Raw genomic sequence first — 9,715 nt, 5'->3', positions numbered from 1 at the left:
CTGGCGCAGGAACCACAGCCGCCGCTGCGCGAACGACCGCGGCACCCGCTCGGGCCGCTCCGCGCGGCGCAGCGCGAGCCGGGCCCGCCCGGCCCCACCGAGCCCGGCGGCCAGCCCGGCCACCGTCGGCGTCTCGAACAGGCTACGCAGTTCCAGTTCCACGCCCAGAGTCGCGCGCACCCGGGCCACCAGCCGGGTCGCCAGCAGCGAGTGCCCGCCGAGCTCGAACAAGTCGTCGTCGACCCCGACCCGGGCCACGCCCAGCACCTGCGCGAACAGTTCGGCGAGGACGTGTTCCTGTGGCGTATGTGGAGCTCGGCCGGCCCGCGAGGCGGTGTACTCGGGCTCGGGCAGGGCGCGCCGGTCCAGCTTGCCGTTGATGGTCAGCGGAAGGTTCTCCAGGGCGACGAAGGCGGCCGGCACCATGTAGTCCGGCAGCCGCTCGCGCAGATGCGTACGGAGTTCCTCCGGCCCGATCGACTCCCCCGCGGCCGGCACCACGTAGGCGACCAGACGCTTGTCGTCGGCGCGGTCCTGCCGGGCGAGTACCGTGACCTGGCGAACCAGCGGGTGCTCCGCCAACGCCACCTCGATCTCGCCGAGTTCGATCCGGAAGCCGCGCACCTTCACCTGCTGGTCCGCCCGGCCCACGTACTCCAGCGTCTCGTCCGCGCGCCGTCGCACCAGGTCGCCCGAACGGTACATCCGGGACCCGGTCGGCCCGAATGGATCGGCGACGAACCGCCCGGCGGTCAGGCCCGGCCGGTTCAGATAGCCGCGCGCCAGCCCGGCGCCGGCCACGTACAGTTCACCGACCACACCGGGCGCCACCGGCTGCAGGTACGCGTCGAGCACGTGGCCGCGCAGGTCCGGGATCTCGGTGCCGATGACACTGGCGGTATCGGCGACACAGTCGTTGTCCAGCTCCACGTACGTGACGTGCACCGTGGTCTCGGTGATGCCGTACATGTTGACCAGCCGCGGTGCGTCGTCCGCGTGGCGCGCGTACCAGTCGGTGAGCCGGGCCGGCTCCAGCGCCTCACCGGCGAAGATCACCGTACGCAGCGCGGGCAGCTCGTGCTCGGGGGCGTCCCGGTCGGCCTGCATCAGCTGGTAGAAGGCGGACGGCGTCTGGCTGAGCACCGTCACCCCCTCGTCGGCCAGCAGGCGCAGGAACCGCCCCGGCGAGCGGCTGTCCTCGAACGGCACCACCACCAACCGCCCGCCGTGCAGCAGCGCGCCCCAGATCTCGAACACCGAGACGTCGAAGGCGTACGAGTGGAACAGCGTCCAGACGTCCTCCGTGGTGAATCCGAACCAGTGCCGGGTGGCGACGAAGAGCCGCACCACGTTCCGGTGCGAGACCACCACACCCTTGGGATTCCCGGTGGAACCGGAGGTGTAGATGACGTACGCCGCGTTGTCGGGATCAACGGTGACGCCCGGGTCGTCATCCGGCAGCCCTGCCGTATCGGCGTCGTCCAGCAGGAGCCGGTCGAGGCCGTCCGTGCCGGGCAGGTCGACCCCGCGGGTGGTCAGGAGGAGTGTGGGCCGGGCGTCGGCCAGCAGGTACTCGATCCGGGCAGCCGGGTAGTCCGGATCGACCGGGAGGTAGGCGGCTCCGGCCTTGAGTACGGCCAGGACGGCGACCACCAGCTCGGCCGAGCGCGGCAGCGCCAGCGCGACGAGTTGCTCCGGTCCCACACCTCGGGCGATCAGCGCGTGGGCCAGCCGGTTGGCTTGGGCGTTCAGCTCGCGGTAGGTCAGCACGGTCTGCCCGTCCACCACGGCGACGCCGTCGGGCCGTGCCTCCGCCTGGGCCCGGAACAGCTCGGGCAGGCCGGTGGACACCGCCGGAGCGGCGAATCCGTTCTCGGCGGGCAGCAGTTCACGACGCTCCTCGGCGGAGCGCAGGTCGATCCGGCTGAGCCGCCGCTGCGGGTCGGCGACCGCGGTACGGAGCAGCCGCACCCACCGCTCGATCATCGTCTCGACGGTGGCCGGGTCGTACAGGTCGCTGGTGTACTCGACGATCGCGTCGATCCCCGTCGGGGTGGGGGCACCTCCCGGGCCGCCAGGCCCAGGGGGACCGTCACCCGCGTGCCGCTCGGTCAGCGAGAAGATCAGGTCGAGCTTGGAGGTGGTCGTCGTCAGCGGCAGGTCGCGGACACTCAGCCCAGGCGGGGCGAAGTCGGCCCGGGGCGCGTTCTGCAGTACCAGCATGACCTGGAACAGCGGGTGATGCGCCAGGGAGCGCACCGGGTTCAGGGCTTCGACCAGGTACTCGAACGGCAGGTCCTGGTTGGCGTACCCGGCCAGCGCGGTATCCCGGACCCGGCCCAGCAGCTCGGCGAATGCGGGATCGCCCGAAGTGTCCGTTCGGAGCACCAGGGTGTTGACGAAGTAGCCGACCAGCTCGTCCAACGCCTGGTCGGTCCGACCGGCGATCGGGCTGCCGATCGGGATGTCCTCGCCCGCACCGAGCTTGCTCAGCAACGCCGCCAACCCGGCCTGGAGCACCATGAACAGACTGGTCCCGTGCGCACGGGCGAGCTCGCGCAGCCCGTGGTGCAGCTCCGCGTCCAACCCGGCTCGCACGAAGCCGCCCCGGCGCGAGGCGACCGCCGGGCGGGGCCGGTCGGTGGGCAGCTGGAGCTGGTCCGGCAGCCCGGCCAACTGACGTGTCCAGTACGTCGCCTGGCGGGCGAACGGGCTGTCGCTGTCCGTGGCGTCGCCGAGCAGCTCGTGCTGCCAGAGGGTGTAGTCGGCGTACTGGACGGCGAGCGGCTCCCGCCGCGGTTCCTCGCCCCGGCAGCGGGCCGCGTAGGCCTCGGTGAGGCCGGCGGCCAGCGGGCCGAGCGACCAGCCGTCGCCGGCGATGTGGTGGAGCACCAGCAGCAGCGCGTGCTCGTCCGGCGCCAGCTCGAACAGCTCAGCGTGCAACGGAAGTTCGGCTTCGAGGTCGAACCGGCGGGCCACCGCCGCCGTCAGCGCGCCGGACAGCGCGGCCTCCGTGGTCCGGCACACGGCCAGCCCCGGGCGGGCCGCCACGACGTCCAGCACCTGCTGGTACGGCACGCCGTCCACCACCGGGAAGACGGTGCGCAGGCTCTCGTGCCGGGCCACCACATCCGCCAGGGCAGCCTGCAGTGCCTCCCGGTCGAGCGGACCGGAAAGCCGCCAGGCCAGTGGGATGTTGTAGTGCGCGCTGGCGCCCTCCAGCTGGTGCAGGAACCAGAGCCGCCGCTGCGCGAAGGACAGCGGGATCCTCTCCGGCCGCCGGTATGGCGCCAGCGCCGCCTGCGCCGGTCCGGCCGCCACCAGGGCGACGGCCAGGCCGGCCGGGGTCGGCGCCTCGAACAGGGCGCGCAGCGGCATTTCCACGCCGAGCGTCGCGCGGATCCGGGCGGCCAGCCGGGTGGCCAGCAGGGAGTGCCCGCCCAGGTCGAAGAAGCCGTCCTCGACGCCCGCCGAGGCCACCCCGAGGACCTCGGCGAACAGCTCGCAGAGGATCTGTTCCTGGGGCGTGCGCGGCGCGCGGCCGGTGGCGGCGGGGGTGAGGTCGGGGGCGGGCAGGGCCCGGTGGTCCAGCTTGCCGTTGGCGGTCAGCGGCAGCACGTCCAGCAGGACGAATGCCGACGGCACCATGTACTCCGGCAGCCGTTCGGCCAGGTGTCCGCGCAGGTCGGCCTGGCTCGGCGCAGCGGCGGCCGGTACCAGGTAGGCGACCAGCCGGGTGTCGTCGGCGCGGTCCTGCCGGGCCAGCACGGCGACTTGGGCGACGGCCGGGTGCGCGGCGAGCGCCGCCTCGATCTCGCCGAGTTCGATCCGGAAGCCGCGGACCTTCACCTGCTGGTCGGCCCGGCCGACGTAGCGCAGGCTGCCGTCCGCCGCTCGGCGCACCACGTCGCCGCTGCGGTACATCCGGGAGCCGGGCGGCCCGAACGGGTCGGCGGGGAAGCGCCCGGCGGTCAGGCCGGGCCGGTTCAGGTAGCCGCGCGCCAGGCCGGGGCCGGCCACGTACAGCTCGCCGGGCACGCCCGGGGGCACTGGCCGCAGGCCTGAGTCCAGTACGTAGGTGCGCAGGTCCGGGAGGGCCGTGCCGATCTGACCGGCCGCGGTGCCGGACCGGTCGAGGGCCGCGTAGGTGACGTGCACCGTGGTCTCGGTGATGCCGTACATGTTGACCAGCCGCGGCGCGTCGTCCGGGTGCCGCTCGTACCAGCCGGCGAGCCGGGCCGGCTCCAGCGCCTCACCGCCGAACACGACGGTCCGCAAGGCGAGTTCACGCGGCTGCTCGGCGTCCGCCCGCATCAGCTGGTAGAAGGCGGACGGCGTCTGGTTGAGCACCGTCACCCTCTCCCGCGCGAGGAGCTCCAGAAAACGGCCGGGCGAGCGGCTGGTCTCGTGGTCCACGACCACCAGCCGGCCGCCGTGCAGCAGCGCGCCCCACAGCTCCCACACCGAGAAGTCGAAGGCGTAGGAGTGGAACAGCGTCCAGACGTCCTCGGCGGAGAAGCCGAACAGCTCCCGGGTGGTGTCGAACAGCCGCACCACGTTCCGGTGCGGGACCACGACGCCCTTGGGGTTGCCCGTGGAGCCTGAGGTGTAGATGACGTACGCCGCATGGCCGGGATCGACGGTGACTCCCGGGTCCGTGTCCGGCAGCCCGTCCAGGTCGGCGGCGTCCAGCAGCAGCCGGTCCACCGGGTCTCCGCCCGGCAGGTCGCCGATCCCGCTCGTCGTCACGACCAGCGCGGGCCGGGCGTCCTGGAGCAGGTAGGCGATCCGGGCAGCCGGGTACGCCGGGTCCACCGGCACGTACGCGCCGCCGGTCTTCAGCACCGCGAGCACCGCCACAACCAGCTCGGCCGAGCGCGGCAGGGCCAGCGCCACCAACTGCTCCGGGCCCACGCCACGGTCGATCAGGGCGTGCGCGAGCCGGTTGGCGCGGGCGTTCAACTCGCCGTAGGTCAGCGCGACTTCGCCGTCCGTGAGGGCAACGGCAGCCGGGTCCTCCCGCACCTGCCGCTCGAACAGCGCGGTCAGGCTGCTCTCCGGCAGCTCCTCGCCCCGGTCGGCACGAGCCGGGAGCAGCGCCCGGAGTTCCTCGGCGGACAGCACGTCCACCCGGCCGATCCGTCGGCCGGGGTCCGCGACGACGGCCCGCAGCAGCCGCAGCCACCGGTCGACGATCCCCGCCGCGGTGTCCTCGTCGAACAGGTCGGTGCTGTACTCCAGGACGCCCGAGAGCCCCTCGGGCCGTTCGGCCAGGATGAAGGTCAGGTCGCACTTGGCCGTCCCGGTGTGCACCACGTCCGTCGCCACCCGCAGCCCAGGCAGGTCGAACGCGCCGAGCGGCGCGTTCTGCAGGGCGAGCATGGTCTGGAACAGCGGGTGGTGCGTCAGCGACCGGACCGGGTTCAGCGCCTCCACCAGGTGCTCGAACGGCACGTCCTGGTGCGCGTAGGCGGCCAGCGCGCCGGTGCGTACCCGGCCGAGCAGTTCGGTGAACGACGGGTCGCCGGAGAGGTCGGTGCGCAGCACCAGGGTGTTGACGAAGAAGCCGACCAGGTCGTCCAGGGCCTCGTCGGTGCGGCCGGCGATCGGGGTGCCGATCGGGACGTCGGTGCCCGCGCCGAGCTTGCCCAGCAGGGCGGCCAGCCCGGCCTGGAGCACCATGAACAGGCTCGCGCCGCCGTCCCGGGCCAACGCCCGCAACCCCTGGTGCAGCTCGGCGTCGATCCGCACCGGCAGGTGGGCGCCCCGGTAGGACATCGCGGCCGGCCGGGGCCGGTCGAAGGGCAGCTCGACCTGCTCGGGCAGGTCCGCCAGCTGCTCCTTCCAGTAGGCGAGTTGACCGTTCAGCAGGCTGTCCGGATCCGATCCGTCGCCGAGCAGCTCCCGCTGCCAGACGGTGTAGTCGGCGTACTGGACGGGCAACGGCGCCCACTCCGGCTCGCCGCCCCCTGCCCGCGTCGCATAGGCGGTGGTCAGGTCCCGCGAGAGCGGTCCCATCGACCAGCCGTCACCGGCGATGTGGTGCACCACCAGCAGCAGGACGTGCTCCTCGGGGGCCGTCCGGAACAGCTCGGCGTGCAGCGGCGGTTCCACCGCAAGCTCGAACCCGTACCGGGCCGCCTCCGCGAGCCGCTCCGGCAGTTCGTCCTCGCGGACCTCGGTCACCCGCAGCCGCGGCCGTGCCGCGTCGACGTCCAGCACCCGCTGGCACGGCACGCCGTCGACCGCCGGGAACACCGTGCGCAGGCTCTCGTGCCGCTCGACCACATCCGCCAGAGCGGCCTCCAGGGCCCGCTGATCCAGCCGTCCGGACAGCCCCAGTACCAGCGGAATGTTGTAGGTGGCGCTCGGGCCCTCCATGCGGTGCAGGAACCACAGCCGGCGCTGCGCGAACGACAGCGGCACCACCTCGGGCCGCTCCTGCCGGACCAGCGCCGGCCGCCCCCGGCCCGCACCGTCCACCGCCGCTGCCAGACCGGCCACCGTCGGCGCGTCGAACAGCGCCCGCAGCGGCACCTCCACGTCCAGTACCGCCCGCACCCGGCTCACCAGCCGGGTCGCCAGCAGCGAGTGCCCGCCGAGTTCGAAGAAGTCGTCATCGACCCCGACGCTCTCCAGGCCCAGCAGGTGCGCGAACACCGCGCACAGGATCTCCTCCTGGACCGTGGACGGGCCCCGGCCCTCACCCGCCGTGGTGACGTACTCCGGGGCCGGCAGGGCCTTGCGGTCCACCTTCCCGTTCGGTGTCAGCGGCAGCTCGTCCAGCACCGCCACCACGGCCGGGACCATGTAGTACGGCAGGCTCTCGGCAACGAATTCCCGTACTGAACGGGACAGTTCACCGCGTTCGGCTCCCTGTTCGACGGGAACCACGTAGGCGACCAGACGCTTGTCACCGGCGGCGTCCTCACGCACCGCCACCACGGCCCGCGCAACCGGGGAGTGCGAGGCCACCACGGCCTCGATCTCGCCCAACTCGATCCGGAAGCCGCGCACCTTCACCTGGTCGTCGGCGCGCCCGACGAAGTCCAGCTCACCGTCCGCGTGCCAGCGCGCCAGGTCCCCGGTGCGGTACATGAGCGCACCCGCCGGACCGAACGGACACGCCACGAACCGCCCGGCGGTCAGCCCCGGCCGACCCAGGTAGCCCCGAGCCAGACCCGCGCCCGCGATGTAGAGCTCACCCGTCACACCCGCAGGCACCGGGCGCAGCGCGGCGTCCAGCACGTACACCCGCGTGTTCGCGATCGGTCCACCGATCGAGGACACACCGCCGGCCACCGCCTCCACGCGCGTGGCCGTCGACCAGATCGTGGTCTCGGTCGGCCCGTACAGGTTGGTCACCGATGCCGTCCTTGCCAGCAGCGTGCGCGCCAGCTCGGCCGGCAGCGCCTCCCCACCGACCAGCGCCCGCACCTGGGCCAGCCCGTCCGCGACACCCTCCTCGGCGTCGGCCAGCAGGGCGTGCCACAGGCTCGGCGTCGCTTGGAGCGTCGTCGCGCCCGAGGACACGACGAGTGCCCGCAAGGCCTGCGGATCCCGCACCACGTCCCGCCCCGCGATGACGACCCGTGCGCCGTTGAGCAGCGGGAGGTAGAGCTCCAGACCCGCGATGTCGAACCCGACGGTGGTCACGGCCAGCAGCCGGTCGTCCGCGCCCAGGGCGAACCGCTCCTGCATGGCGGCCAGGAAGTTCAGCACCGAGCGGTGCTCCAGGACGACGCCCTTGGGCCGTCCCGTGGACCCGGACGTGTAGATCACGTACGCCGGGTTGCGCGGCGACAGCACCCGCCCGCCCGGCACAGCACCGTCCATGGCTGCCAACTCACGCGCCACGGTGGGATCGTCGAGGACCACCGCCGGCACCCTCGCCGCGCCCTCGAACTCCGCCAGCCGGGGGACCAGGCCTTCCTCGGTCACCACACAGTGCGCACCCGCGTCGGCGAGCACGAAGGCGATCCGCTCGGCCGGGTACTCCGGGTCCACCGGCAGATACGCGCCGCCCGCCTTCAGCACGCCCAGCAGCGCGACCGGCAGATCGGCACCGCGCTCCAGCACCACCGCGACCACCGACTCCGGACCGATCCCCTGACCGACCAGGTAGCGGGCCAGGCGGTTCGCCCGCGCGTCCAGCTCCGCGTACGTCAGGACGGTGTCCTCGAAGACCACCGCCGGGGCGTCCGGATTCGCCCGGACCCGAGCCTCGAACAGCGCCGGCAGGTCGCCGGCGGGAACCGGGCACGCGGTCTCGTTGCGCTCCACCAGCAGCGCCCGGAGCTCCTCGGCGGACAGCACGTCGACCCGACCGATCGGCCGGCCGGGGTCGGCGGCCACGACACGCAGCAGGCGCAGCCAGCGCTCGACGATGCCTTCCACGGTGGCGGCGTCGAACAGGTCGGTGGCGTACTCGACCACGCCCGACAGCCCCTCCGTGCCCGGCTGTTCGGCCAGGATGAAGGTCAGATCGCACTTGGCCGTCCCGGTGTGGACCAGGTCGGTGGCCACCCGCAGCCCGGGGAGGCCGAACTCGGCGGTCGGCGCGTTCTGCAGCGTGAGCATGGTCTGGAACAGCGGATGGTGCGCCGGCGACCGGACCGGGTTCAGCGCCTCCACCAGGTGCTCGAACGGCAGGTCCTGGTGCGCGTACGCCGCCAGCGCGTCACCGCGCACCCGGCCCAGCAGCTCGGCGAACGACGGCTCGCCCGACAGATCGGTCCGCAGCACCAGCGTGTTGATGAAGAGGCCGACCAGGTCGTCCACGGCCTCGTCGGTGCGGCCCGCGATCGGCGTGCCGATCGGGACGTCGGCACCGGCCCCGAGCTTGCCCAGCAGGGCGGCCAGCCCGGCCTGGAGCACCATGAACAGGCTGGCCCCGCCGTCCCGGGCCAACGCCCGCAACCCCTGGTGCAGCTCGGCATCGATCCGCACCGGGACCTGGGCACCCCGGTACGACATCACCGCCGGCCGGGGCCGGTCGAACGGCAGCTCCACCTGCGCGGGCAGATCCGCCAGCTGCCCCCGCCAGTAGGCCAGTTGACCACTCAGCAGGCTCTCCGGGTCCGCGCCGTCACCGAGCAGCTCCCGCTGCCAGAGGGCGTAGTCGGCGTACTGGACCGGCAACGGCGACCACTCCGGCTTGCCGCCCCCCGCCCGCGCCGCGTACGCGGTGGTCAGGTCCCGCGCCAGCGGAGCCATGGACCAGCCGTCACCGGCAATGTGGTGCACCGTCAGCAGCAACGCGGCCTCATCGGCCGCCGGCTGGAACAGCTCCGCCCGCAACGGCGGCTCCACGGAGAGGTCGAAGCCGTACCGGGCCGCCTCCGCCAGCCGGTCCGGCAGTTCGGCCTCGCGGACCTCGGACACCCGCAGCCGCGGCCGTGCCTCGTCGACGTCCAGCACCCGCTGGCACGGGACGCCGTCGACCACCGGGAACACCGTGCGCAGGCTCTCGTGCCGCTCGACCACATCCGCCAGAGCCCGCTCCAGCGCCCGCTGGTCCAGATCCCCCGACAGCCGCAGCACCAGCGGGATGTTGTACGTCGCGCTCGGCCCCTCCAAGCGGTGCAGGAACCACAGCCGGCGCTGCGCGAACGACAGCGGGACGGCCTCCGGCCGCTCGCGGCGCGCCAGGGCCGGGCGGGCCCGGCTCACCATGCTGATGCGCGAGCCGTGGCAACTGGTGCTCTGCTGGGGC

General features: G+C 73.3%; 1 protein-coding gene. It reads right to left on the bottom strand.

The features are described 5' to 3' along the window. Positions 1 to 9,715: amino acid adenylation domain-containing protein (locus AB0O00_RS21155; RefSeq protein WP_363653980.1), on the bottom strand; the 9,715-nt coding region annotated here is incomplete at both ends.

Source organism: Kitasatospora sp. NPDC093558 (assembly GCF_040683475.1).
GTDB lineage: Bacteria > Actinomycetota > Actinomycetes > Streptomycetales > Streptomycetaceae > Kitasatospora.
The sequence above is the reverse complement of the archived record's forward strand: the minus strand, read 5'-3'. Positions and strand labels throughout refer to the sequence as shown.